This window comes from Rhodopseudomonas sp. P1 (assembly GCF_039642825.1).
GTDB lineage: Bacteria > Pseudomonadota > Alphaproteobacteria > Rhizobiales > Xanthobacteraceae > Rhodopseudomonas > Rhodopseudomonas palustris_H.
Genome location: NZ_CP088006.1, coordinates 2,280,362 through 2,303,478, shown reverse-complemented (window position 1 = coordinate 2,303,478; position 23,117 = coordinate 2,280,362). Strand labels below are relative to the sequence as shown.

Here is a 23,117-nt window from a genome sequence, read left to right as displayed (position 1 = left end):
GCCCAATCAAGCCAGCGCCCTACCCGTCTCTCCTGTGTCCTACGACTGCGGCGATGGCTCGGTGCGCGGATGGCGGTCGTGCAGCAGCTTGGCGAGCTCATTCCGCTGCTCCGGCGCATTTCGCATCGCGATTTCGAAAATCGCTTCCTGCAGATCGCGCGGCAAATCGCCCCAGACTTCCAGCACCGCGCCGCCGAGCTGATCGCGGAATTGCGCCTCGCCGTTCTGTTGCTCCCGCTGATCATGCTGCGCGAGCTGCCGGTCGATCGTCTCGCGCGATCCTTCGGCCGGCTGTTTGTCGAACGGGCTCTTGATGGTGTCTTCCACCGCAATCCTCCCTGGTGATGATCACCACCAATCAATGGCTGCATCCAACGTTCCAGATCAGCGGACGATCAGCAGGTGTTCAATTAGGAACGATGGTCCGGACGATCGGTTGGCCGACCAGCTGACGACGAGCCTCGATGCGGCTCGCGCCGGACTTCCCAGAGCTCGAAAGGACAACTCGATGTACTACCATGACAAGCGGCTGCAATATCCTGTCCGTGTCGAGAAGCCAGATCCTCTTTTCGCCCGACAGCTTCAGCAGGCGATTGGCGGCATCGAAGGCGAGATCCGGGTCTGCTTGCAGTACTTCTTCCAAGCCTGGGGCGCACGCGCGCCGAACAACAAGTATCGCGACCTGCTGCTCAATACCGCGACCGAGGAGATGGGGCACGTCGAGATGCTGGCGACTGCGGTCGCGCTGAACCTCGAAGATGCGCCGCTGAGCGCACAGGAAGAAGGTGCCGCCGACAAGGTGGTCGGCGCGGTGATGGGCGGCGAGAGCACGCGGCAAGTGCTCGAAGGCATGATGCAGCGCCATCTGCTCTCGACCGGCCTTGCAGCCTTCCCGGCAAATTCCGACGGCGTGCCGTTCGACTGCTCGCACATCTATGCCAGCGGCAATATCGCCGCCGATATGTATTGCAACGTCGCTGCCGAGGCCACCGGGCGGACGCTGGCGGTTCGGCTGTTTAACTCTACGTCCGACCCCGGCATGCGGGATATGCTGCACTTCATGATCGCGCGCGACACCATGCATCAGCAACAATGGCTTGCGGTGATCGAGGAGCTCGGCGGCACCGCGGCGCTGCCGATCCCGAACAGCTTCGATCAACGCCAGGAGCATCAGCGGTTCAGCTACTTCATGATGGGCACCTCGCGCGACGGCACGCCGCCGCCGGAGGGACGGTTCTCCACCGGCCCGTCGATGGACGGCCGCGGCGAGTTCTACGCCGGTCATTTCGAACCGCTGGGAGAAGAACCAGTGCTCGGCCCTGCCCGTCCCCTCTCCGGCGCTCAGAGCGAACAGATCGACTCCAAGGCGATTGCCGCCGAATGACACCGATGCCGGTGAGCGTGGTGCCCCGCGCTCACCGGGGCGTCCTCGTGAGCTCTATTGGATAGATCACATGAACGATCGAAGGAAGCGATCCGGCAACCGCGACCTCGGTGGCAACCAGCGCATGATGCTGGTCGCAGTCGTCGTCGCTGCAGTGCTGTTTCTCGGTGTGCTCGGCTGGTCGTTTCTCGATAATCCGCTCGGCCGCGCGCCCGGCAGTGCGGGCGGCTCGGCGGGCGGTGACGTCACCACGCTTCCCAGTAAGCAAGCGCAGCGCTCAGGCGAAAGCACGGTCGGCAAAAACGACCCCGGCGGCCAGCCTGGCCCGGCTGGCGAGCGCCAGCACGCGATCAAAGGTTCAGCCCAGCCGCTGTCGCTGTCGGACGATCAACGCCGCCAAGTCAGCGGCATCATCGCCGGCCAATCGGATCTGCAGCGCGCCGACCAGGCAAGGTTTGAATTGATGATCGGCGTCCTCGTCCCAGACCAGATCGCGCTGAGCGCTCTGCCGCCGGAAGTCACAGAGATCATGAACGGCTATTGGGGCGACCAGTGCCTCGTAGTAGCTGATCGGCTGGTGATCGTCGACCGGCACACCCGCCGCATCGTAGCGCTGGTGCCGCTGGCTGCTTGATGGCCGGCAGCGCTTTACCAAACCGCTGCATGTTCCGTCAGTCGGCGCCGGGGGCCTCTTCGGGCGGCCGCCGCAACACACGACGCCCTGCCGTTTCAAAGTCGCCGAGGGTGCGGCGGCCCTCGCGTGCGCAGGTCAGGATCGCCTCCGCCACCCGCGCCCGGACGGCGTGATCCTCGCCATCGGGTAACGTCCCGCAAATCCGCTCGAGAGCGACCGTCATGTTGGCCACGGTGCGGCTATCGAAGTCGTCCTCGATCATCACTGTCTCGGCCAGGTGCCACTCGCGGCTGGTGGATCGGATGCGGAGGAAGTCCACAGGATTGATCCGAAGGATAGTATCGCTCCCCGACCACCGTCTCTAACCTAGGTAAAACTGGCCGATCGCCAGACCGGCGAAATGGCACGATCGTGGAGAGCCAAACCCGCGAGGGAACCAATTCAGCAACGACGTGTTGCGTTGCAGTCGCCCCGTGGTGTGAGCCTACCGATAAAATCGGTACGATACCGCGCAATTACACATTTCACGGGCGAAATGCACCTGTGTCCGCTTTTCGCGAGTGTAGAATTGATTGATCCGGATATCAGGGCGTAATCAAGGTTGCCCGACGGAGCCATTCGTAAAGGCCTGCCGATGGTTCACCCGTTTCTTCGGAAGCTCCGACATGGAGCGCGACTGACCAAAGAGCACGAGGAGACGCTTCTCCGCCTCACTCAGTCGACCCGGACCATCGGCGCCCGCGAGGACGTCGTGCCGCTCGGCGGACAGCCGCGCTACCTGCCGCTGGTGGTCGACGGCTGGGCCTGCCGCTACACCACATTGGAGAACGGCCGCCGCCAGATCATCTCGCTGTTCCTCCCCGGCGACCTTTGTGAGCCGTTCGGCGTGCTTCCCCGTTTCATGGACCACGCCATCGGCGCACTGACGCCTTGCGTGATCGCACAGGTCCGCACGGATGCGATCCGCAGCGTGGCGCAGCTCAGCCCCCGGATCGAAGAAGCGCTATGGTGGGACCTGCTGGTCGCCTCCGCGATCGAGCGCGAACACTTGGTCAGCCTCGGGCGCCGCAGCGCGACCGAGCGGCTCGGTCACCTGTTCTGCGAGCTGCATCTACGGCTGGGGATGATCGGCCTCGTAGATGGCGACGAGCTCTCCTATGACATGCCGATCACCCAGGCGGACCTCGGCGACCTGCTCGGCTTGTCGATGGTGCATATCAACCGCTCGCTGCAGGAGCTGAGAAAGACCGGCATGATTTCACTGCGGGGTCGCCGTTTGACGATTCACAACCTCGAAGGCCTGCGCGAATTGGCGTTCTTCGACGATGGTTATTTGCACCGGTTCGGCCCGCTCTCGCTGCTGAACGCCGACGGCTCAGACGTCAACCAGACTTCGCTGTGAGCGTGCGCATGCCGATGGACGACACCAACAACCGGATCGCCGAACTCGAAGCGGACAACCGCCGTCTGCGCCGGCTACTCGACCAACGTGATGCTCCGGGCGAGCTGCGGCACCGCCTCCGCAGCACCATGGCCATGCTGCGCACGATCATCCGAAAATCGGCGGGCGCCCGGCGCGATCTCGATTCCTACGTCGGTCATCTCGAGGACCGCCTCGACGCCTTGATGCGCGCCCAGGCAGCAGCGGACGAACAGGGAGCGATCGACTTCCACAAGCTGCTGGCCGACGAATTGCTGCACTATCAGGTCCGCGACGGCGAGCGCGCCACCCTCGCCGGACCCGACCTGCATCTGCAGGCCCGCGCCGGCCAGGTGCTCGCACTCGCCGTGCACGAACTGGCGGTGAATGCCGTCGAGCACGGCGCCCTCGGCGGTAACGGCAGCATCGCGATCTCCTGGAGCATCGATGGCGACGGCCCAGCTCCCTTGCTGACCTTCGTCTGGAAAGAAACTGATACCACGGCTGTTGCCGAGCCATCCCACAACGGCTTCGGCACAGAGGTGCTGACCCGCACACTCGAATATGAACTCAAGGCTAATACCGCCCTCGCATTCGAGCCTGACGGGTTTCGCTGCACCATCCAGTTTCCCTTGTTGGAACGGGTCGGTCGAGGCGGCGCTGGCTGAGAATTGTCAAGTAGTCTTGACAATTCCCGCCCGGTTGGCGCCGTTGTGCGCCCTCTTTTGCCGTTCAATTAGCATAGGTGAATGCATCCAGGATGCTCCGCTCCTAGCCTGATCCCAACGACGAAAGGGATCTGCGTGAAGAAGCGTCGCAACCGAACCAAGCAGCATCTGTCGCTCGAGCAACGGCTGTCGGTGTTTTCCGACCGCTGGAAGCAGGAAGCCGAAGAGAGCGGCGATCGCGAAGCTCACGAGAACTGGGAACGCCGGGCACGGTCGATGGAAGCCGCGCTTGGAATCATCGCTTGGCTTGAATCCCGCGAAGCGCGCCGCTGACCGCACGGTGAATCGGCACAGGAACGCCTTCTCCCTCCCGGGGTTGAAGGCGCCGATTCTCACCGGAGTCCGGCGATGGACGATCACCAACAATGGCGAAAGCGGCAGCAGCTCCTGGCCGACTTCGGTGAGTTTGCGCTTCGCAATGAAAATCTCACCGACATTCTGACCGAGGCTTGCCGCCTCGTCGGCGACGCCCTCGGCACTCATCGGGCGAAAGTTCTGGAAATCGAAAAACGTACCCAGAGCCTGTTCGTGCGCGCCGGCGTCGGCTGGGACGCTGGCATCGTTGGCAACCTTCGCCTGCCGATGTGCGAACTCACGTCCGAGACGTTCTCGATCGAGGCCGGCATGCCCGTCACAAGCCGCGATGTCCGGATCGAGGCGAGGTTCGAACTGCCGGCCTTCCTGAAGGCCGCGGGCGTCGTCGCGCTCGCCAATGTGCCGATCTTTCTGCCGGGCGGCCGCCCTTACGGCCTGCTCCAGGTCGACAGCAGCAACCCGCGCGACTTTTCACAGGATGACGTGGAGTTCCTTCGCACTTACTCCACCATCCTCGGCCCGGTGATCGATCGTCTCAACAAGATGCGCGCGCTGCGTGAAGCCGAAGAACGGTTCCGGGTGATCGTCGAAGCCGCCCACGATTATGCGATCTTCACCACCGATGCGGTCGATCGGATCATCGACTGGCTACCTGGTGCAGAGGCGGTGTTCGGATGGACGGCCGAAGAAGCCAAGGGCCGATCAGCCAACATGTTGTTCACGCCGGAGGACCGGGCCCGCGGCGAGGATGTCAAGGAGATCGAGACAGCCCGGCGTGAAGGCGCGGCGCCGAACGTCCGCTGGCACCTCCACAAGGACGGCTCACGTGTGTTCATCGAGGGCAGCGTCACAAGCGTTCAGGGGCCGGACGGACAAGTTCACGGCTTCCTCAAGATCGGCCAGGACGTCACCGAACGACGCCGCAATGAAGAACGGATTCGCGAGAGCGAGACACGGCTGCGCGCCGTGATCGAAGGCATTCCGCAACTGGTCTGGCAGGCAGCGCTGGATGGCAGCTGGATCTGGTCGAGTCCGCAATGGAGCGACTTCACCGGCCTGCCAACCGAGCAGAGTTTGGGCTTCGGCTGGCAGGAGGCCGTGCATCCGGACGATCGTCCCCTGGCGCTGAAGGCGTGGTCGGAGGCCCACGACGCCGGCGCGTTCAAGACCGAGTACCGGATTCGGCATGGCCACACCGACAACTATCGCTGGTTCGCGATCAGGGCTGCGCCGGTGCGAGACAGCGCCGGCGAAATCCTGAGCTGGCTCGGAACGTCCACCGACATCGACACCCTGCGCCGGATGCAGCAGCGGCAGGAAGTGATGGTGACCGAGCTTCAGCACCGCACCCGAAATCTGATCGCCGTGGTGCAGTCGATCGCCGGGCAGACAATGTCGACCAGCCGGACGATGGAACAGTTTCGATCGCAGTTCAACGACCGGCTGGCGGCGCTCGCCCGCGTCCAGGGGCTGCTGTCACGCTCTGCCCAGGAACCAATTACCATCGCTACACTTGTGCGGGTGGCGCTGGATGCCTTGGGTGCGATTGACCGAACCCGCGTCACGATCAGCGGGCCCAATGTGCCGCTGCGGAATTCGAGCGTTCAGACCCTGGCACTGGCGCTGCACGAACTGGCGACTAATGCCCGCAAATACGGGGCTCTGGCGATCCTGACCGGACGACTGGACGTCAACTGGCAGGTTCGCATGCTACAATCTGACCGCCAGCTCGAACTCGTCTGGATCGAACACGGCCGCAGCCCGGAACAACCCGATACCCAGGGCGAGCAGACCGGCGGTTATGGACGCAGACTGATCGAACGCGCACTGCCCTACGCGCTGAGCGCGACCACAACATTCGAGTTGAGGGACACCGGCGTGCGATGCACGATCAGCCTTCCTCTCGATACGACCGAAGCGGAGCAGGCGCCATGAGCAGTCCATCCTCAGCCCTGTCCGGCCGGCGTATTCTCCTGGTCGAGGATGAGTACTTCATTGCCGACGACATGGTGCGCAAGTTCGAGGAAAGCGGCGCCGAGGTGGTGGGCCCGTTTTCGCGGGTCGAGGACGCGATGGCTGCTCTGTCGTCGAACCCGCATCTCGATGGCGCGGTGCTCGACATCAATCTGCAAGGCAGGATGGTCTTCCCGCTCGCCGATGAACTCACCGCGCGCGGCGTGCGGTTCGTGTTCGCGACCGGCTATGACCACCACACCATTCCGCCGCGGTTCGATCACATCGTCCGATGCGAGAAGCCGGCCGATCCTGAAACGGTGATCAGCGCGCTGTTCGATACCTGAGCGACCAGCTCCGCCAAGGAACAGCCACGCTCCCCCGCGGTTAGCGCTGCAACATGAGGAGCAGCCGATGACGCAGACTTATCCGGAGCCGCCCTACCCGAGCCAGCGCCAATCAATGCCGGGCTCGACCGACAAGATGACGCCGCGTCCCGATCATGGCGAACACAGTTACAAGGGCTCCGGCAAGCTGACCGGAAAGGTCGCGATCATCACCGGCGGCGACAGCGGCATCGGACGTGCGGTCGCGATCGCCTACGCTCGCGAGGGTGCCGACCTGCTGATCGCCTATCTGAACGAGGACGACGACGCGCAGCAGGTCAAGACGCTGGTCGAGGCCGAGGGTCGCAAGGCCGTGCTCGTGGCCGGCGATATCAGCCAGCCGGATCATTGCCGCAAACTGGTCGACCGCGCCGTCAAGGAACTCGGCGGCATCGACATCCTGGTCAACAATGCCGCGCATCAGGCAACCTTCAACGATATCGGCGACATCAGCGACGAGGAGTGGCAGACCACATTTGCGGTCAACATCCACGCGATGTTCTATCTGACCAAGGCCGCGGTGCCGCACATGAAGCCGGGCAGCGCGATCATCAACACCGCGTCGGTCAATTCCGATATGCCGAACCCGATCCTGCTCGCCTACGCCACGACCAAGGGCGCGATCCAGAGCTTCACCGGCGGCCTGGCGCAGATGCTCGCCAACAAAGGCATCCGCGCCAATGCGGTTGCCCCCGGCCCGATCTGGACGCCGCTCATTCCATCGACGATGCCCGAGGACTCGGTGAAGAACTTCGGCAAGCAGGTCCCGCTCGGCCGCGCCGGCCAGCCCGCCGAACTCGCCACCGCCTATGTGATGCTGGCCGATCCGCTGTCCAGCTACACATCCGGAACGACAGTAGCGGTGACCGGCGGCAAGCCCTTCATCTAGACGGCACCCCTGCGGTTCGGCGTCATCGCCCTCCGCGCCAACCTAAGGCATCCCAAGGGCTTTCGTCATTGCATACTAAGCGATGTCGACCCCCGCCTCGACAGAGCCCGACGTTCCTAATAAGGCATGCACAGCGCGGCGCTTCGCTTTAGGAACGCGCCTCTCTCCGCACTGTTGGATCACCAACATCAACGGAGAAAACCATGCGCATCATCAACGCCCTGACGCTTCTGCTGATCATCATCGGCGGCTTGAACTGGGGCCTCGTCGGCCTGTTCGATTTCGATCTCGTCACCGCCATTCTCGGTAACGGCGCGAACGAGACAGCGACCTCCTCAGCCGCCGCGCGGATCCTATACATCCTGGTGGCGCTGTCGGCGCTGTACCAGATCGTGGCGCTGTCCCGCCTGCTGTCGTCGCGCGGCGCGAGCTACGGCACCAGCACCTACTGACGGACGACTGCCATGGCGCGCGCAGATCTGTTTCGCCGTATCGTCGGCACCGACCCGAACGGGGCGATCTACTTCTTGCCATGGCGGACCAGCTTCAAGACTGCGCTCGACTTCGGTCTGGTCGGACTGCGGCAATGGCGGCTCTGCTACGAGCTGCCTGCCGCAGTGGTCGCCGCCGACCCGGACGTCTGCGCGCGCGCCAATCGCGCAGTGATCGAGGATGCCGCCGACCAGATCGAGCGTCGGCGCCCGCCGGTGCTGGTCGGCCTCAGCATGGGATCGGTGCCGGCGACGCTGCTCGCCGGCCGCTACCGCACGCCACTATGGAGCTTCGCTTCGGCCGATCGCGGCGACCTGATGATCTGGCAAAGTCCCGCGGCGCGACCGGTGCGCCGCGAGGCCGAAGCGGCCGGCGTCACGCTCGGTGATTTTACCCGCGCACTACGCGGCCTCCACCCGATCGAATGGCTCGATCGGATCGATCCGGCCAGCCGGTTCTCGGTCGGCAGCTTCGATCGCTACGTTCCCAGGGCCCGCAGGCGGGCGCTGGTGAAGCGCGCCGCGGCGACGGTGCCGATCGACAACGTAGTGTTCGAGCCGCTCGGGCATTTCGGCGTCATGGCACTCAGCCGGTGGCGGCAGAACCAATGGCTCCGTCAGGCGTAGGTTTGTTGCGGGCGGGGAACGCCCAGCAACAGCGGAGACGATGATCATGGATCCGACACCCTCTGCCGAACCGCGCCGCCCCCCGCGCCGAAAGACCTCGATCGGCGTATGGGCAACGGTGGCGGCGCTACTCGTGCTGCTCGGCCTCGCGGTGTTCTTCGCCTATGAGGGGCTCCTGGTCGGCGACGTCGAGGTGCCGGCGCATGGCTACATCGCCATGACGATCGGCATCGCGTTCTCGCTGGTGATCGGCATCGGTCTGATGGTGCTGGTGTTCTACAGCAGCCGCCGAGGCTACGACGAGCAGGTGACGATCCTCGGCCGGCGCCCGAACGACGACGATCTTCCGCCGTCCTCAGACAGCCGGCCGCAATAGAGCGTCGCGTCACTACGCCGCGCCCTGCTCGGCCATCGCCAGTTCCTCGCGGAGCAGCGGCAAGGTGAAGCTGAACACCATGCCGCCTGTGGGATTGGTATCCGCCCAGATCTTGCCGCCATGAGCTTCGACGATCTCGCGGCACACCGACAAGCCGATCCCCATGCCGCCCGGCTTAGTCGTCGAAAACGGACTGAACAGCCGCTCGCGCACGTTGGGCGCGATGCCAGCGCCAGTATCACTCACGCTGAATTCCAGATGGCCTCCTTGCTGCTGTAGGCCCAGCGTCAATTGTTTGGGCGACGCGCCCGCCATCGCTTCGATGGCGTTGCGGACCAGATTGAGCACCACCTGCTGGATCTGGATCTTGTCGACCAGCACCTCACCAGAGTCAGCGAAAGTGGTTCGGACTGTGATGCCATCGTGCTCCGCCGCGATGGTGGCGAGCAGCGCGGCGTCCTGCAGCACGGAGCGCGCGTCCTCGATAGTCCTTTCCGAGTCGCCCACCCCGACGAATTCGCGCAGGCGCCGGATGATCTCACCAGCACGCAGCGCCTGACCGTTCGCCTTCTCGACTGCGTCCTTGACCTTGCGCATCAGTAGGCTCGGCTCGCCGTCCTGATCGATCATCCGCCGCGCGCCGGCCATGTAGTTGGCCACCGCCGCGAGCGGCTGGTTGACTTCGTGCGCCAAAGCCGCAGCCATCCGGCCGATCTCCGACAGCCGGGCGGCGTGCAGCAGTCGCACCTCGCCTTCCCGGACCGCCTCCTCCATGTGCTTGCGCTCGGTGATGTCGATGACGATGCCGACGTAGCGCTCGACCTCACCGTCCGGCCCGCGCAACGGCCGGCCGCGCGACAGCAGCCAGCGCGGCTCAGCGCCCGCGCCAGATTCCACGCGCCACTGAACTTCGAATTCGCGACCGGCGGCGACCGCCTGCTCGACGGCTTCGAACGCCCGCGTGCGATCGGCCGGGTCGATCACCGAGATCCAGGTATCGAACGACGGACGGCGGGCCTTCGGCCGCAGCCCGTACAGCCTGAACAGCGGATCGGTCCAGATCTGACGGTTGTCCTCCATGCGCCATTCCCAGATCCCCGCATGGGCGGCGTCCTGGGCGACGCTGATCCGCTCCTCGCTGTCGTGCAGCGCGCGCTGATGCGCGATCACCAGCCGCGCCGCCTCGTCGAACGCGCGGAAGGCGCGGTCGAACTCAGGGATGCCGGATCGGCGCATCGTTATCCGCTCGGCGCATTCGAGCGCGGTCGCGCTGGCGGCCAGCGAGCGGATCGGCGACGTCACGCTGCGGGCGATCCAGGCCGCCAATCCGCAGGAGATCACGATCACGATCAAGCCCGCGGCGAGCGCGAGCTGAAACGTCTGCAGGATCGGCGCTTCGAAGATCTCCTTGGGCTGCCCCACCGCGATGGTCCAGCCGGTGAGCTGCGAGCGGAATGCCGACGAGACTTTCAGCACGCCCTCGGGCGTCGAGAATTCCTGCAGCCCCTCGCGCCCCAACAGGCCGCGCCAACTCGGTGAAATCGCCCGCCCGGCCCATTCGCCCGGCAATGAGCGCGCCACCAGGTGGCCGTTGCGATCTGCGATCGCGGCTTCCCAACCTTCCGGCAGATGCTGGGCATCGAGCAGCGCACGGATCTGCCGGGGCTCGATCTCGATGATGAGTTGACGAACGACCATCTTATCGCGTCGCACCGGCATGGTGATCCCGATCACCGTCTCGCCGTCGAGGGTCCGGGCCAGATACCCGATCTGCGGCGTCGCCGTCGCTACCGCGCGCTGCCCAGCCGCAAGAACATCGGCATCGGCCAATGGCTGCGGATCGCTGTCCGCCGTCGTGCTGTCGAGCAGGATACGGCCGTTGCGATCGGCGACTTGGATCTTGGCCAACGGCAATGCCGCCAGCGTGCGGGCCGCCTCACTGCGAAAACCGGATAAATCATCCGCGAGTAGCCCCGGCGAGGCCGTCAGCGTTTCCGCCGCATAGACGTAGCGGCTGATCTCCTTGTCGACGCTTTCCAGCAACAGCCGCCCCGAATACAGCAGCGCCTCGTTCTTAACCTGTCGCTTGCTGTCGGTGAGCTGGGCCACGATCACCAACGCCAGGATCAGCATCGGCACCGCCGCGACCAGCGCGATCAGCACCAGCCGGCCGCGAATGCCGATCAAGCGGCGGAAGCCGCCGGGCGCGGCGGGCGATGCGGTCATGTCGCTTCCGCTCCTTGCGAGGCGCGGACATAAGCATCGTAGAGACGAGCTTCGGTGGCGTCGTCCATGGTCTGATCGAGCAGCGGCAGCAGCGCCATCTCTTCCTTCTGGACATGCACCACCATGCGCTGCACCAGCTCGGCGCCGGAACGGCTGAACTCGCGCCAGCTGTCGGCGTCGAAGCCGCCAGTCTGAGCGGCCCGCGCCAGTGCGATCAGCTTCTCGCCGAGCGGCCGCATGAAGCTATGCTCCTCGGTCAGGTGATCGCCGATCAGCTGGTCGCCGACCGAGTCGAACATCGTGAACAGCTGGGTTTCTTCGAAGTCGAAATGGCGCAGCGTGTCGGCTTCGATCGCGGCAGCGAGATCGGCGAGCAGCCGCGCGCCCGCGGACTCGGCGATGCTGATCGGCTGCCGACGCGAAATCGCTGTCTCCAGTCGTTCCATCAGCGCGATGGTGGCGCGATGTTCGTCGTGCAGGGTCTGGCTGATGCGGTTGGCGAACATGGCAGTCTCCTTAATGACCTCAGTTGCGGGTGCGGCCGGACATCAGCGACGGCAGGACGCTGCCGATGTAAGCAGCGAAGGCCAGCGCTCCGGCGGCGCCGACTATCGCAGCGCCGGCAGCGAGCTGCGGAATGTCGAACACGATCGCCAACGCCAACGCGGCGATCGCAATCAGATGGCAGACGGCGTGCATCTTGAGCGGAGCGGCAACACCGAGATCCGTCAGCAGCGGCGGCCCGCCGCTGGCGCGGCTGACATGCATTGAGGCCAGAAACGGCACGATCCGCTGCAGCACACCGAGCAGGAACGTCATCAGCCAGCCGCCGAGCGCCACCAGGCCGAACAACGTCGGCCCGCCGACACCAGCCCAGCCCTGTAACGCAGCGAGCGCAGCGAGCGGCGTCAGCGCCAACATCACCCAGGAGAAACGGATCAGTACGAACGACAGGCCGAGACGCTTGCGCATGCCGCCGGCGAGCGCGGCACGCATCAGGCCGAGATGCAAGCCGACCGCAACCGCACCGACCACGCAGGCCGCGGTCTGCAGTGCAAGGACATCGCGGAGCGCCCCGATCGTGCCGAGCGCCACTGCGGCAGCGGTGGCGCCGAAACCGAGCCACGCCGTCCGCTGATCCGGTGCATTCGACAGCGCGAACATCGGGATCAGCACATGGCTGAAGCCGAGCGCCAGCATGCCCATGAAACCGAAACCGCCGAGGATCATGTGAGCGCGGGCTGCGGCGGCGTGATCGATCAGAAATCCAAACCGGTCATCGAGCGACAGCGCAAGCCCAAGCGCCACGAGCACGATCAACGACCCAAACGCCGCCCAGCCATAGGCGCGCACCACCGGCATGCTGCCGGCGCGGCGCAGATTGTCGGCGAGCAGCATGGCGAACAGCAACAGCCCGAACGTCGACGCCGCAGCCCCGCCGATCATCCAGGCGCTGTCGACAATCGCCATGCCGGCAATCAGCACCATGGCGCCGGGGATCAGCAACCAGGATGCCAGCCGGATCGGCCAGACCGCCGCCAGCGGCTTGGTGGTCGCCACGGGAAGGAGCTGCACGGCGGCGCCGACCGCGGTGAATGTCAGCACGCCGAGCGTCAGCAGATGCACCGCGGACAGCGACGGGCCGGCGCCGCCGCGAAACCGCGGGAAGTCATTCGCCGCGAACAGGACGGCACCCCACAGCAGAACGTGGCACACCGCCGCGGCGACGAAGAACCGGAACGGCACCGAAGCCGGCAGCAGCCGGCTCTTGGCCGTGCCGAGAAATCCGCTGGCGCCGATCATGCCGAGCCTCGCTGGATCTCGAGCACCACCTCGCCGTCACGCAGCAGCGTGTCGCCGGCCGGCGTCACCAGGCGATGAGACCAGCCGCGCGCGTCCAGCTCAGGATACAGCAGCAGCGGCTCCTGGCTGACCAGCGCCGTGAGGCCGTCACCGGCGTCCCCGCCATCGATCAGGCGCAGCACGGCGACCAGCGGTTCGGGACACGGCAATCCGCGGACGTCGAGGTGCACCCGGTCGCCGACATACCAGCGGCGTCCACGTTCGGCTTGGTCTTTGCTGCGGCTCATCGCGGCTCACTCCATGGCTCAGCCGACGCTAACCGAGCGGCCCCGGCCATCGTTGTTCTGTCGCAAGCTCAATCGCGAATGGCGGGTCAGAACAGCCCGTGCGCACCGCCGACCGCGCCGAGCACGGTGATCAGCGAAATCGTGCTCAGCACCCGATGGCCGCGGAGCGCCACCCGGAATGCGCGGTCCGGATCACGGCGCGCGCGCGCGTCGAACCACGCGTGCAGAAACAGCGGCTCGGCGATAAACAGCATCACGATGAAGATCGCCCACAGCCCGAGCATCGCGCCGAGCCACCAGAATTGCGGATCGGCGAGCTGGGCCCAGCGATCATAGGCGTACACCATGTAGAAACCGGAGATCCCGACCAGCAGCGTCGAGATTCGCGCCTGGGCGGCAAAGCGCCGCTCCAGCGCATCGAACAACGGCAGCCGCTTTGTCGCTTCCATGTCCAGAAGGCTCGGCAGGATCACGAAGGTGACGAACAGCAGTCCGCCGATCCAATGCACCACTCCGAGCACATGGATGATACGAAACACGGTCGGCCAATCCAGCATCACGACATCACCGCAGCGTCAGAGCAGCACGAACTTCCTTAGGCGCGGAGCCACTGCACGCTCCCCTTTGCATCCGCCAGCAACACCTCGACGCCCGCCCGCGCGCGAAGGATCGCGGCGATACGGCTGCGGTCGAGCATGCTGAAGGCGGTCGACAGCGCATCGGCCTCCGTCGCGGTTGGCGCGACCACGCTGACAGAACGGTACATCGACGGACTGCGTCCCGTCGATGGATCGAACAGATGGGTGAACTGCCCCGCCGGATCGAAGCGGAAGCCTGCGCCGGACGACGTTGCCACGGCCCGGTCCTCCAACTCGACGGCGCCAAGCTCGACGCCGGTCTTCTCCGGATCGGCCAAGCCGACCCGCCACGGCGCCCCGTCCGGCTTTGCGCCGATCGCCCGAATCTCGCCGATGTCTACCAGCGTGGTAGTCATGCCGCCGTTGCGCAGCAGATCGACCACGCGATCGGTGGCGAAGCCCTGGACGATACCATTCAGCGTGATGGCGGCGCCCGGTCGTTTCAGCGCAATGCGGTCGGCCGAAACCAGGACGTCGCGATAACCGACCTTGGCCAGCGCGCCTGCGACATCAGCCGTGGCCGGGCCGGCCGGATCGGCCCCTGCCCGCTCGAAGTGACGTTGATACAGCTCCCACAATGGCTGCACCGTGGGATCGAAAGCGCCGCCGGTCTGTTCGGACAGACGGAGTGTCGTCCGCAGCAGCGCCACCATGTCCGGGTCCGGCGCGATCAGTACCCCGGATCGATTCAGCGCGCAGATCGCCGAGTCCGGGCGATATAGGCTGAACACCTGTTCGAGCCGGCGCACTTCACGCGCGCTCGCCTCCACCAGCTTCGCCGCGGCGGCGCGATCCGGGTGATGGATTTCGATCGACACCTGGGCGCCAAGCGCGGAACCCCGCCAGCGCACCGGCTCGCTGGTATGCGACGGCACCGCCCGTCCCAGCATCACCATTCCGAAGGCGCTGGCCGCGATGGTGACGAAACGCCGCCGAGTGAGTGCTGACTGCGACATGGTGATTCTCGCTAGTTCATCCGCGTTTCGGCGGCGCCATGATGATCGCTCGCCGACGGCGTATCGCTGCCGAGCACGTAGTTGCTGGGAATGGCATCGAACGTCACGACGCGCCCGCCATTCGCCGCAACGAACGCGTCGGCGGCCGCGCGATCGCCGAACGGCACGGTCTCGGCCGCCCCCATCCCGCCACGCTTGCGACTCTCGATCACGAAGAATGCCTTCTTGGCATCGACCCAGTTCGTTTCACCGGGCTGATCCCAGTTCGGCGCCCGGCCCATATCCGAGACGTAGATCGCGCGGATGTCGCGAGGCTGATCCGGCATCAACGTGAAGGCGACCGCATCCCGCGCCGAGGAGAACCAGTACGGGTCGATCCGGCCTGCAGTGAGAATCTGTCCCTTGGGACCCGGATGCTCGACGAGGTTCATGCCGCAGAACACGCCCATCGCGTCGGCGTTCAGCGCCACCGGCGGCGGCATCACGGCGGAGCCCGACTTGTCGTTGCAGCCAGCGAGTAGCAGCGCGGCCGCGAGCACGACGATATGACCTGAAATCCTCATAGCTCCCTCCGAGCAAACACGGCGATCGCAAGGCCGAGCGGCAGCGCGATCCACGCCGCCATTCCGGCCAGCAAGCCGCCGAAACTGGGTTGAACCGTGCCGGCAAGCCCCGCCATGCCGGCGAACTGGCTGACATTGGTGCCGGTCAGATTGCTCAGCCGGTACAGATCGGTCGGATTGAAGAACAGCAGCACGTTGAGCACGCCTGCCGAGATCAGCCGGCCCTGATCGACCACCAGCAGGCCGAGCAGCGCCATGTCGAACACCAGCACGAGTAACAGCCAGATGCCCACCGCAATGCCGGCTGCCGTGCCGCGCTGCCGCACCAGGCTCGAGGCCGCGTAGCCGAGCGCGACAAATACCGCGCCGAGCAGCACCGAAGTTCCGAGCATCGCTGCAAAAGAAGCCCAGCTCTGCGGCGACACCGGGGTCCCGCTGATCACCAGCGCGAGCGCCGAGACACCGTAGCCGACCAGCGTCGCGAAGCTCAGGATGGTGACGTGGCCGAGAAACTTACCGAGAATGACGTGGGTCCGAGCGATCGGATAGCTCAGCAGCAAGATCATGGTGCCGCGCTCCATCTCGCCGACGATGGCATCGTGCGAGATCAACAGCGCGATCAGCGGCAACAGAAAGATCGTCAGGCTCGACAGGCTGACGATCACCACATCGAGCGCCGCGGCGCCGACATGGCCGGTCGGAGCGCTGCCGAGCAGCGTCAGCGACAGCGATAGCCCGGCGAGCAGCAGCGTCGCCGCGAATACCCAGCGATTGCGCAGGCCTTCCTGAATTTCCTTCAGGGCTATGACACCAATAGCCTTCATGCCGCCCGCTCCTGCTGCCGAAGGAAATGGGCGTATAGTTCATCGAGCGTAGGCTCGGCGACACCGATGTCAGCGACGGCTGGATCGCGTGCCGCCTGGCGCAGCAGTCTCATTTTGCCGGCGTGATCGGCTACGCCGATCTCACAGCGGTCATGCGCGACGACAGCATCGTTCGGCAGCCATGCCGGACGCGCAGCCGGATCAGCCAGCTTCAGCGTCAGTCGGATCGGCAGCCCCGCGAGCGCTCGCAGCTCGGCGAGCGTGCCGTCGGCGACCAGGATGCCGCGATTCATGATCAGAACCTGCTCGGCGCGGCCTTCGAGTTCGTCGAGCGCATGCGAGGAGATCAGCACGGTGGCGCCATCGCGCCGCAACTCGTCGAGGATTTCGTAGAATGTCAGCCGCAGCGCCGGATCGAGACCCGTGGTCGGCTCGTCGAGCAGCAACACGCGCGGCCGGCCGAGCAGTGCCTGCGCCAGCCCGAGCCGTTGTCGCATGCCCTTCGAATACGTCCCACCAGGCGCCGTGATGCCTCGCCGAGGCCGACCCGCTCCAGCAGCGCGGCGCCTTGCTTGGCGTCGCTCCCCTTCAGCCGCGCGTAGAACGCCAGGGTTTCCCGCCCTGTCAGCGCGGCATTGAAGGCGACGTTTTCCGGCAGGAAACCAAGGCTGCGACGACCGGCGAACTCGCCGGCCGCCGGGTTCTCACCGAGCACGCGGATCGATCCGCCGTCGGGGCGGATCAAGCCGAGCATCAGCTTGATCAGCGTGGTCTTGCCGGCGCCGTTATGGCCAACCAACGCGCTGAGCCGCCCGGGCTCGAGCGCGAACGACACGTCGCGCAGCGCCCTCACCGCGCGATAACGCTTCTCGACGTGCTCGATGGCGACGGTCGCAGTCATGGCCCCACTCCCGGCGTCGGCCGCGCCGGCGGCGCGATCAGCGGATGGGTATCGACCACCCCGCCGGGATACAGCGCCGGAAACTGGCTCTGCGCCCAACGCAGCACCTGCACCGCCGGGCTGTTGATCAGCACCTTGGCTGCCGGCGCGGTCCATAGCACGCGGTCGACCAGATCGTTCGGCCGATATGCGGCGTCGGCAATGCCATCGTTGTTGAGGTCGAACGCCGGATTGTCGCTCCAATAATTGCCGCGGCCATCCTTCGACCAGTCGAGGTCGCGGGTTCCGACGTACTTGACTTGATTGCGGTTGCCGATGAACGCATTACCCACGATCTCATTGCCTTCCGAACCGGCGGTGAAGTGCACGCCGATGTCACAACTCTCGAACCAGTTGTCGCGAAACCGGTTCTTGTTGGCGTTGTAGATGAACACGCATTTGGTCGGGCCGAACTGCGTATTCGCGGCGCCGTGCTCGGCCGGCATCATGCCCTTGTCGGCATCTGCGCCTTCGAAATCAGCACTGATCCCGGACAACGGCCCGCCGACCACGCGATTGCGCTCGATCCGCGAGAAATTAGCGTAGTTGAGCAGCAGGCCGAAATCGCGATCTCGCTCCGAGACGTTGCCGAGGATCGTCAGCCGGTTGGAATACATGATGGCATAGCCGCCATGATTGCCGACCGAGACGTTGCCGCTGATTTCGCTGTCGTTGGTGTACATGTAGTGCACCGCGAACCGCACCTTCTCGAACCGATTGTTGATGAAGCGGTCCTTGGTGCTCGTCACCGAAAAGATGCCGTCGCGACCGTAGCGGATGGTGTTGCCGTCGACGACGACATCCGGCGCATTCCATACCCGCACGCCGTTGCCGGCATCGTTGAGGCGGAGGCCGCGCAGGCCGTCGATGGTGTTATGGGCGACCCGTGATCCTCGGGCGCCATGGACGTTGATGCCGAACAGATTATCCTCGAGGCGGTTGCCTTCGATGAGTGCCCGCTCGGCAGTCTGCGTCAGAAAAATCCCCGAATCCATCGCCTGCGGGTCGCGGCCGGAGCCGCGCACCGACAGGCCCCGCACCGTGACGTCTGGAGCCAACACGGTGATCACGCTGCCCTGCCCATGCCCGAGCACGGCAGCGCCGGGCTGACCGATCAGTTCGAGCTTGCGCTCGATCCTGATCGGTCCGCGATAGTCCCCCGGCGCCAGCGCGACGGTGTCGCCGTCGCTGGCGCCGTTCAGCACCGCCTGCAGGTCCGACGACGGCACGACCTCGATCCGCGCGGCCGAAGCCGCGCCGGTTGCAGCCACGCTGAACAGCGCCGCCACAACCATGATCATCGATCGCACCGTCATTGCCATTCTCAGACGTTCCTCGGCTCGACCAGCATCCGCCCCTTCATCTCCATGTGCATGGCGTGACAGAACCAGGAGCAATAGTACCAGTACACGCCGGGACGATCGGCGGTGAAGGATACCGACGCGGTGGCATGCGGCGCGACTTCCATCTGGATGCCGTAGTTGACGATCGAGAAGCCGTGGGTGAGGTCTTCGATCGTGTCGATGTTGGTGACATAGACGGTGACGTGATCGCCCTGCTTCACGTCGAACTCGGTGAGGCCGAAATTCGGCGCGGTGGCGACGATGTAGACCCGCACCTTGTCGCCGTCGCGGACCACCTTGGAGTCTTCCTCCAGCTTCACGCCGTCGGCCTTGGCCTGCTTAACGGCGTCGGCGAACATCGGATCCGCCCGATCCCAGACCGAGATCGGATTGATCTTTGAGCGATGCACGATCGTCGCATCATGCGGCTCGGCGAAGCTCGGGCCGTCGTGCACCAGCTTCATCTTCTCCCCGGAAATGTCGATCAGCTGATCGTTCTCCGGCTTCAGCGGGCCGACATTGAGGAACCGGTCCTTGGAGAACTTATTCAGCGAGATCAGCCACTTTCCGTCGGCTTCCTTGGTCTGGCCCATCGACGAGTGGTTGTGGCCCGGCTGATAGTGCACATCGAGCTTGTCGATGATCGGATTGACCTTCTCGCCCTTGTAGGCGCGCTTGGCCAAATCGATGTTCCACTTACAGATCTGACTGTCGATGAACAGCGTGGTGTAGCCGTTGCCCTTGCCGTCATAGGCGGTGTGCAGCGGGCCGAGGCCGAGTTCCGGCTCGGCGACGACGACGTCGCGCGGCTTGATCTTGTCGTCGAACAGCTGGTCGAACAGCCGCACGTCCATCACCGTCACGGTCGGCGACAGCTTGCCGTTGGCGACGATGTGGATGCCGTCCGGCGCAGTGTTCATGCCGTGCGGGCCGTTCGGCACCGGGACGTAGCGGGTGTAGGGCGAGCCATGGCGGCCGTCGATCACAGGCACGCCGCCCATTTCCTTGAAGTCGCCCTTCTTCACCGCCTCTTCGATCCGCTTCAGATTGAAGATTACCACCCAATCCTGGTCGTTGGCGGTCATCTCTGCGGCGGTGACGCCCTCCTCCGAGTTGTAGCAGGTGGCGAAGGCATACTTGCCCTGGTAGTCGGCATCGACGTTGTCGAGGTTGCCGTCGACCATCACCTGCCAGGCCACCTTCATGGTGTCGCCGTCGACCGCGGTGAAGATCGCGTGATAGTCCTTGGTCTTCGTCAGGTTGTGACCGTCGTTCGGCAACGGCACGCGGTCCTCGCCGTTGCAGAATACGTAGCCGGTGCGCGGATATTTCTGCACGCGCAGGCCGTGCACGGTGTGCTGGTTCGGCAGCTGGATGATCTTGTCGCACTTCATCACGTCGAGACGGACACGCGCGACGCGGGTGTTGGCCTTGTCATTCATGAAGGCGTAGCGGCCGTCATAGGTGCCTTCGGTGAACGATAAATGCGGGTGATGCAGGTCGCCGTTGACATAAGTGCCGCCGCGGCTCTTCAGGAATTCGCGGCTCTCGGGCAGCAGGCCCTCGGTCAGCACCTTGAGGCTTTCGTTGGTCTGGCCCCAGCCGGTGGCGCTGCAGCGATTGAACACCGGCACGCGCATCAGCTCGCGCATCGACGGCAAGCCCACGATCCGCAGTTCGCCCGACTGGCCGCTGGAGAAGAACACGTAGTACTCGTCGAGCTCGCCCGGATGGACTTCGCTCTTCTGAATTGCAGGACGCGCCGGGCTGCTCGGCTTGGTCTGCGCTTCCGCGGTCGCGATCAGCGTGCCGCCGGTGCCGAGCGTCGCACCGCCGACGATGCCGACGCCGGCCGCGACGGCACTGCTTCCGAGTAGCGTTCGTCGGCTAAGGCCGTGTCCGTGATCCTGGTCGCCCATAGTGCTCTCCTTGGGGTTTTACTGTGCTGGAGGTGGTTGAGTGGCGCCCGCCGGCTGGGCGGCAAGCGGCTTGCCCCCGGCGAGGATCACGGTCGCGGGGCCTTTGCCGCCGCGCATCGATGTCGACGATAGCGCCTCACGCTTCTCCCGCTTCAGCCGCAGCTGAATCATGTGCGGGCAGCGGTGGTCGTCGAAGTACAGTTCCTGGCAGTGCATGCAGTAAATGCACTCGTTGACGTTGATGTGCCCTTCCGGGTGGATCGCCTGCACCGGGCATTCCTTGGCGCAGCGCTGGCACGGCGAGCCGCATTCCGGCCAGCGGCGCAGCCATTCAAACATCCGGATACGGCCCGGGATCGCCAGCGCCGCGCCAAGCGGGCACAGATAGCGGCAGAAGAACCGTTCGACGAACAGGCCGGCTGCGAGCAGCGTCGCCGCGTAAGCCACGAACGGCCATTCCCGCGCGAACTTGAGAATGATCGAGGTCTTGAACGGCTCGATTTCGGCGAAGTGCTCGGCGGCCGCGGTGGAATAGATCGACAGGCCGAACAGCCCGAGGAACACGATGTACTTGATCGGCCACAGCCGCTCGTGCAGCCCCCACGGCACGTTGAACTGCGGGACCTTCAGCGCCTTGGCGATATTGTTGAGCAGCTCCTGCAGCGCTCCGAAGGGGCACAGCCAGCCGCAGAACGGCCCCCGCCCCCAGAACAGCAGGGCTGCAGCCACCGACGCCCACAACACAAAGATCAACGGCGCCGACAGGAAGTAATCCCAGCTGAACCCGGTGATCAGCGAATTCGTGAAGGTCAGGACGTTGACGACCGAGAGCTGCGCGTTGGCGTACCAGCCGAGCCAGACCAGGATGAAGGTGAGATACGCGCGGCGCACCCAGACATAGACCGTCGGCCGCCGGACCAACTGGTTCTGGAAGAAGAAGATCAGCGTCAGCGTGCCCAGCGCGACGGCAAGAATGCCGATCCGAACCAGATCGCCCCGCCAGATCCGCATCCACAACGGCTCGTCCTGCGCCTCATCTGCGGCGGCCGCCGACGGCGAAGCGGGCGTGGCTGCAGCACTCCGCGCAGAAGCTGCCGGCGCCGGCGTGTCGCTCACCGTCACGGCGCGCTGCTCGCGCTTGATATAGATTTCGGGAAGCGTGTAGCCGAGGTCGAAGGTCAGGAACGCCTTGTCGCGCGCGCCGATCACGCGCTGCACCAGAAGCTGCAGCGACCACGGCTCGGTCGGATCGAAGCCGAACTCGGTCGGCACCAGGAACAGCCCGATCTCCGGGAAATCCGGCGCGCCCTCGGCCGCAAGGTCTCCAAGCCGGGTGTGGTCGCGGTCGCGGAAACGGATGCTGTTGCCGTCCTGGATCAGCTCGATGCGATCGAAGATGCCGCCACGCACGTAGCCGGAGCCCTTGAACGAATAGGTTCCGTGGCCGGCGATCACCAGAGCCTGCTGCCCCGGCTGCAACCGCGCTTTCAGCCGCTGATAGCCCTCATCGCCGAGCAAGCTGCGTCCGATCGTCGGCACGCCGACATCGGCGACGTAAAGCTCGATGAACATGTCGGTCGGCTCGCCGGGCTCGGGACGAGCCGCCGCTTCGCGGTTGCCGGACTTCTCGAACGCCTGATCGACGTCCGCATTGGTCAGCAGCAGCCGGCGCACCGAACCGTCGCCGACCAGGCTCTCCCAATCGCGTACCTCGCTCTTGGTGAGATCGACCGTCTTGTTGACCGGAGGCGCCTGCGCGACGTCGCCCTGCCCGCCGCCGATCCGGCCGCTCTTAATCAACTTGGTCGCCGAGCGTACGATACTGTCGCCGATCACCAGCACGGTGACGGTGGCGCCACTGACGATATCGACTTGCGGCGCCGCAGCCTTGCCGCGCGCCACCGTCGCCAGATCGGCACCGATCAGCTTGTTGACGGCGGCGAGGATCTTGGCTTCCGGAATGCCGACCAAAACGATCGGCTCTTTGTGATCGACCAGCTTCAGGCCTGTGATCACGCCGTTCGGATCGATGCCGATCAGCATCTGGATCGGCTTGCCGGAATAGCCGGTGGCGTTAACAAAGTCCGAATTCAGATAGGCGAACCCCAGCAATCGATCGCCTTGATACGCCGGTGCGAGCGCAGGATCGCCCTGCATCGGACCGAAGCGGTCTGCGCCCGGCACGAGTTCGGAAGGTGTCGCACGGCTGAGATAATCGCCCAGATGGCTCGCGGCATCAGCAGCCGTCACGCTGCTCGCCAAAGCGAGCACAAACAAAAACAGGGCAAGGATTGGGCGCAATCTTCTCAACGGTCCGGTTCCAAGTAGTGAACAGAACGCCGTTGTTCTGGATCGCGTGGTCGACTTTCGATAGCAGCCGACAAAGACACCGATTTGCGCCAGCGCAAATTCGGC

General features: G+C 65.0%; 25 protein-coding genes and 1 pseudogene. 11 read left to right on the top strand and 15 right to left on the bottom strand.

What is annotated here, in order from left to right; genetic code table 11:
* Window positions 1–39 precede the first annotated feature (39 nt).
* The gene (locus tag LRC39_RS10665) at window positions 40–327 is read right to left on the bottom strand and encodes a hypothetical protein (RefSeq protein WP_263991793.1); all 288 of its coding nucleotides are present in this window, start codon (window positions 325–327) and stop codon (window positions 40–42) included.
* A 181-nt stretch (window positions 328–508) separates the two neighbouring features.
* Here LRC39_RS10665 and LRC39_RS10660 point away from each other — a divergent pair, with 181 nt between their 5' ends.
* Both LRC39_RS10660 and LRC39_RS10655 read left to right on the top strand, forming a co-directional pair.
* Window positions 509–1,384: a manganese catalase family protein gene (locus LRC39_RS10660; RefSeq protein ID WP_346297499.1), complete on the top strand. Its 876-nt coding sequence runs from the start codon at window positions 509–511 to the stop codon at window positions 1,382–1,384.
* 70 nt (window positions 1,385–1,454) lie between these two features.
* Window positions 1,455–2,018 (top strand): DUF1236 domain-containing protein, encoded by a 564-nt coding sequence (locus LRC39_RS10655; protein WP_346297222.1) that lies wholly within the window; start codon window positions 1,455–1,457, stop codon window positions 2,016–2,018.
* Between the two features lie 37 nt (window positions 2,019–2,055).
* Here the strand turns inward: LRC39_RS10655 and LRC39_RS10650 are convergent, their stop codons facing one another.
* On the bottom strand, window positions 2,056–2,280 hold the full coding sequence (locus tag LRC39_RS10650; protein ID WP_346297221.1) for a hypothetical protein: 225 nt from the start codon (window positions 2,278–2,280) through the stop codon (window positions 2,056–2,058).
* Window positions 2,281–2,652: 372 nt separating this feature from the next.
* Here LRC39_RS10650 and LRC39_RS10645 point away from each other — a divergent pair, with 372 nt between their 5' ends.
* From LRC39_RS10645 to LRC39_RS10605, 9 genes are all read left to right on the top strand, one after another.
* A complete protein-coding gene (locus tag LRC39_RS10645; protein ID WP_346297220.1) occupies window positions 2,653–3,420 on the top strand; it encodes a Crp/Fnr family transcriptional regulator in 768 nt (255 codons plus the stop codon).
* 8 nt (window positions 3,421–3,428) lie between these two features.
* Window positions 3,429–4,106 carry an HWE histidine kinase domain-containing protein gene (locus LRC39_RS10640; RefSeq protein WP_346297219.1) on the top strand — a complete coding sequence of 226 codons (678 nt, stop codon included), beginning with the start codon at window positions 3,429–3,431 and terminating at the stop codon, window positions 4,104–4,106.
* Window positions 4,107–4,241: 135 nt separating this feature from the next.
* Entirely contained in the window at window positions 4,242–4,439 is a 198-nt protein-coding gene (locus LRC39_RS10635) for a hypothetical protein (protein ID WP_107355237.1), read from the top strand.
* A 75-nt stretch (window positions 4,440–4,514) separates the two neighbouring features.
* Window positions 4,515–6,416 carry a PAS domain S-box protein gene (locus tag LRC39_RS10630; RefSeq protein WP_346297218.1) on the top strand — a complete coding sequence of 634 codons (1,902 nt, stop codon included), beginning with the start codon at window positions 4,515–4,517 and terminating at the stop codon, window positions 6,414–6,416.
* On the top strand, window positions 6,413–6,781 hold the full coding sequence (locus LRC39_RS10625) for a response regulator (RefSeq protein WP_107344035.1): 369 nt from the start codon (window positions 6,413–6,415) through the stop codon (window positions 6,779–6,781). Before LRC39_RS10630 ends, LRC39_RS10625 begins: the two co-directional genes overlap by 4 nt.
* Before the next feature lie 67 nt (window positions 6,782–6,848).
* Window positions 6,849–7,709: an SDR family oxidoreductase gene (locus LRC39_RS10620; protein WP_346297217.1), complete on the top strand. Its 861-nt coding sequence runs from the start codon at window positions 6,849–6,851 to the stop codon at window positions 7,707–7,709.
* A gap of 203 nt (window positions 7,710–7,912) precedes the next feature.
* Window positions 7,913–8,161: a DUF378 domain-containing protein gene (locus LRC39_RS10615; RefSeq protein ID WP_346297216.1), complete on the top strand. Its 249-nt coding sequence runs from the start codon at window positions 7,913–7,915 to the stop codon at window positions 8,159–8,161.
* A 12-nt stretch (window positions 8,162–8,173) separates the two neighbouring features.
* The gene (locus LRC39_RS10610) at window positions 8,174–8,827 is read left to right on the top strand and encodes an alpha/beta fold hydrolase (protein ID WP_346297215.1); all 654 of its coding nucleotides are present in this window, start codon (window positions 8,174–8,176) and stop codon (window positions 8,825–8,827) included.
* Between the two features lie 46 nt (window positions 8,828–8,873).
* The gene (locus LRC39_RS10605) at window positions 8,874–9,203 is read left to right on the top strand and encodes a hypothetical protein (RefSeq protein ID WP_346297214.1); all 330 of its coding nucleotides are present in this window, start codon (window positions 8,874–8,876) and stop codon (window positions 9,201–9,203) included.
* A 12-nt stretch (window positions 9,204–9,215) separates the two neighbouring features.
* Here the strand turns inward: LRC39_RS10605 and LRC39_RS10600 are convergent, their stop codons facing one another.
* The 13 genes and pseudogenes from LRC39_RS10600 to LRC39_RS10545 form a co-directional block, all read right to left on the bottom strand.
* Window positions 9,216–11,429 carry a sensor histidine kinase gene (locus LRC39_RS10600; RefSeq protein WP_346297213.1) on the bottom strand — a complete coding sequence of 738 codons (2,214 nt, stop codon included), beginning with the start codon at window positions 11,427–11,429 and terminating at the stop codon, window positions 9,216–9,218.
* Window positions 11,426–11,935, bottom strand: coding sequence for a hemerythrin domain-containing protein (locus LRC39_RS10595; RefSeq protein ID WP_346297212.1), 510 nt, complete (start codon window positions 11,933–11,935; stop codon window positions 11,426–11,428). The genes LRC39_RS10600 and LRC39_RS10595 overlap by 4 nt, the downstream gene beginning before the upstream one ends.
* A 19-nt stretch (window positions 11,936–11,954) precedes the next feature.
* Window positions 11,955–13,232, bottom strand: a complete 1,278-nt coding sequence (locus tag LRC39_RS10590) for a hypothetical protein (protein WP_346297211.1) — start codon at window positions 13,230–13,232, stop codon at window positions 11,955–11,957.
* Entirely contained in the window at window positions 13,229–13,519 is a 291-nt protein-coding gene (locus tag LRC39_RS10585; protein ID WP_346297210.1) for a DUF2249 domain-containing protein, read from the bottom strand. The genes LRC39_RS10590 and LRC39_RS10585 overlap by 4 nt, the downstream gene beginning before the upstream one ends.
* An 86-nt stretch (window positions 13,520–13,605) precedes the next feature.
* A complete protein-coding gene (locus LRC39_RS10580) occupies window positions 13,606–14,076 on the bottom strand; it encodes a hypothetical protein (RefSeq protein ID WP_346297209.1) in 471 nt (156 codons plus the stop codon).
* A 38-nt stretch (window positions 14,077–14,114) separates the two neighbouring features.
* A complete protein-coding gene (locus LRC39_RS10575) occupies window positions 14,115–15,113 on the bottom strand; it encodes an FAD:protein FMN transferase (RefSeq protein ID WP_346297208.1) in 999 nt (332 codons plus the stop codon).
* A gap of 11 nt (window positions 15,114–15,124) precedes the next feature.
* Window positions 15,125–15,676 carry a nitrous oxide reductase accessory protein NosL gene (locus tag LRC39_RS10570; RefSeq protein ID WP_346297207.1) on the bottom strand — a complete coding sequence of 184 codons (552 nt, stop codon included), beginning with the start codon at window positions 15,674–15,676 and terminating at the stop codon, window positions 15,125–15,127.
* Window positions 15,673–16,500: an ABC transporter permease gene (locus tag LRC39_RS10565; RefSeq protein ID WP_264076340.1), complete on the bottom strand. Its 828-nt coding sequence runs from the start codon at window positions 16,498–16,500 to the stop codon at window positions 15,673–15,675. Before LRC39_RS10565 ends, LRC39_RS10570 begins: the two co-directional genes overlap by 4 nt.
* A complete protein-coding gene (locus LRC39_RS24585) occupies window positions 16,497–16,949 on the bottom strand; it encodes an AAA family ATPase (RefSeq protein WP_430624942.1) in 453 nt (150 codons plus the stop codon). The genes LRC39_RS10565 and LRC39_RS24585 overlap by 4 nt, the downstream gene beginning before the upstream one ends.
* A 33-nt stretch (window positions 16,950–16,982) precedes the next feature.
* Window positions 16,983–17,401: pseudogene (locus LRC39_RS24580) on the bottom strand (ATP-binding cassette domain-containing protein); the annotation flags it as partial.
* Window positions 17,398–18,762: a nitrous oxide reductase family maturation protein NosD gene (locus tag LRC39_RS10555; protein WP_346297206.1), complete on the bottom strand. Its 1,365-nt coding sequence runs from the start codon at window positions 18,760–18,762 to the stop codon at window positions 17,398–17,400. The gene LRC39_RS10555 and the pseudogene LRC39_RS24580, both read right to left, overlap by 4 nt.
* Before the next feature lie 2 nt (window positions 18,763–18,764).
* Window positions 18,765–20,702: a TAT-dependent nitrous-oxide reductase gene (gene nosZ, locus LRC39_RS10550; RefSeq protein WP_346297205.1), complete on the bottom strand. Its 1,938-nt coding sequence runs from the start codon at window positions 20,700–20,702 to the stop codon at window positions 18,765–18,767.
* 18 nt (window positions 20,703–20,720) lie between these two features.
* Window positions 20,721–22,952 (bottom strand): 4Fe-4S binding protein, encoded by a 2,232-nt coding sequence (locus tag LRC39_RS10545; protein WP_346297204.1) that lies wholly within the window; start codon window positions 22,950–22,952, stop codon window positions 20,721–20,723.
* Window positions 22,953–23,117 lie beyond the last annotated feature (165 nt).

Excerpts from the sequence above, each read along its gene's own strand:
- LRC39_RS10640 (WP_346297219.1), top strand. The coding sequence starts at position 3,429 with ATGCCGATGGACGACACCAACAACCGGATCGCCGAACTCGAAGCGGAC.
- LRC39_RS10590 (WP_346297211.1), bottom strand. The coding sequence starts at position 13,232 with ATGATCGGCGCCAGCGGATTTCTCGGCACGGCCAAGAGCCGGCTGCTG.
- LRC39_RS10630 (WP_346297218.1), top strand. The coding sequence starts at position 4,515 with ATGGACGATCACCAACAATGGCGAAAGCGGCAGCAGCTCCTGGCCGAC.
- nosZ (WP_346297205.1), bottom strand. The coding sequence starts at position 20,702 with ATGGGCGACCAGGATCACGGACACGGCCTTAGCCGACGAACGCTACTC.
- LRC39_RS10625 (WP_107344035.1), top strand. The coding sequence starts at position 6,413 with ATGAGCAGTCCATCCTCAGCCCTGTCCGGCCGGCGTATTCTCCTGGTC.
- LRC39_RS10605 (WP_346297214.1), top strand. The coding sequence starts at position 8,874 with ATGGATCCGACACCCTCTGCCGAACCGCGCCGCCCCCCGCGCCGAAAG.
- LRC39_RS10610 (WP_346297215.1), top strand. The coding sequence starts at position 8,174 with ATGGCGCGCGCAGATCTGTTTCGCCGTATCGTCGGCACCGACCCGAAC.
- LRC39_RS10645 (WP_346297220.1), top strand. The coding sequence starts at position 2,653 with ATGGTTCACCCGTTTCTTCGGAAGCTCCGACATGGAGCGCGACTGACC.
- LRC39_RS10565 (WP_264076340.1), bottom strand. The coding sequence starts at position 16,500 with ATGAAGGCTATTGGTGTCATAGCCCTGAAGGAAATTCAGGAAGGCCTG.
- LRC39_RS10615 (WP_346297216.1), top strand. The coding sequence starts at position 7,913 with ATGCGCATCATCAACGCCCTGACGCTTCTGCTGATCATCATCGGCGGC.
- LRC39_RS10580 (WP_346297209.1), bottom strand. The coding sequence starts at position 14,076 with ATGCTGGATTGGCCGACCGTGTTTCGTATCATCCATGTGCTCGGAGTG.
- LRC39_RS10570 (WP_346297207.1), bottom strand. The coding sequence starts at position 15,676 with ATGAGGATTTCAGGTCATATCGTCGTGCTCGCGGCCGCGCTGCTACTC.
- LRC39_RS10655 (WP_346297222.1), top strand. The coding sequence starts at position 1,455 with ATGAACGATCGAAGGAAGCGATCCGGCAACCGCGACCTCGGTGGCAAC.
- LRC39_RS10650 (WP_346297221.1), bottom strand. The coding sequence starts at position 2,280 with ATGATCGAGGACGACTTCGATAGCCGCACCGTGGCCAACATGACGGTC.
- LRC39_RS10600 (WP_346297213.1), bottom strand. The coding sequence starts at position 11,429 with ATGACCGCATCGCCCGCCGCGCCCGGCGGCTTCCGCCGCTTGATCGGC.
- LRC39_RS10555 (WP_346297206.1), bottom strand. The coding sequence starts at position 18,762 with ATGGCAATGACGGTGCGATCGATGATCATGGTTGTGGCGGCGCTGTTC.
- LRC39_RS10660 (WP_346297499.1), top strand. The coding sequence starts at position 509 with ATGTACTACCATGACAAGCGGCTGCAATATCCTGTCCGTGTCGAGAAG.
- LRC39_RS10575 (WP_346297208.1), bottom strand. The coding sequence starts at position 15,113 with ATGTCGCAGTCAGCACTCACTCGGCGGCGTTTCGTCACCATCGCGGCC.
- LRC39_RS10595 (WP_346297212.1), bottom strand. The coding sequence starts at position 11,935 with ATGTTCGCCAACCGCATCAGCCAGACCCTGCACGACGAACATCGCGCC.
- LRC39_RS10620 (WP_346297217.1), top strand. The coding sequence starts at position 6,849 with ATGACGCAGACTTATCCGGAGCCGCCCTACCCGAGCCAGCGCCAATCA.
- LRC39_RS10585 (WP_346297210.1), bottom strand. The coding sequence starts at position 13,519 with ATGAGCCGCAGCAAAGACCAAGCCGAACGTGGACGCCGCTGGTATGTC.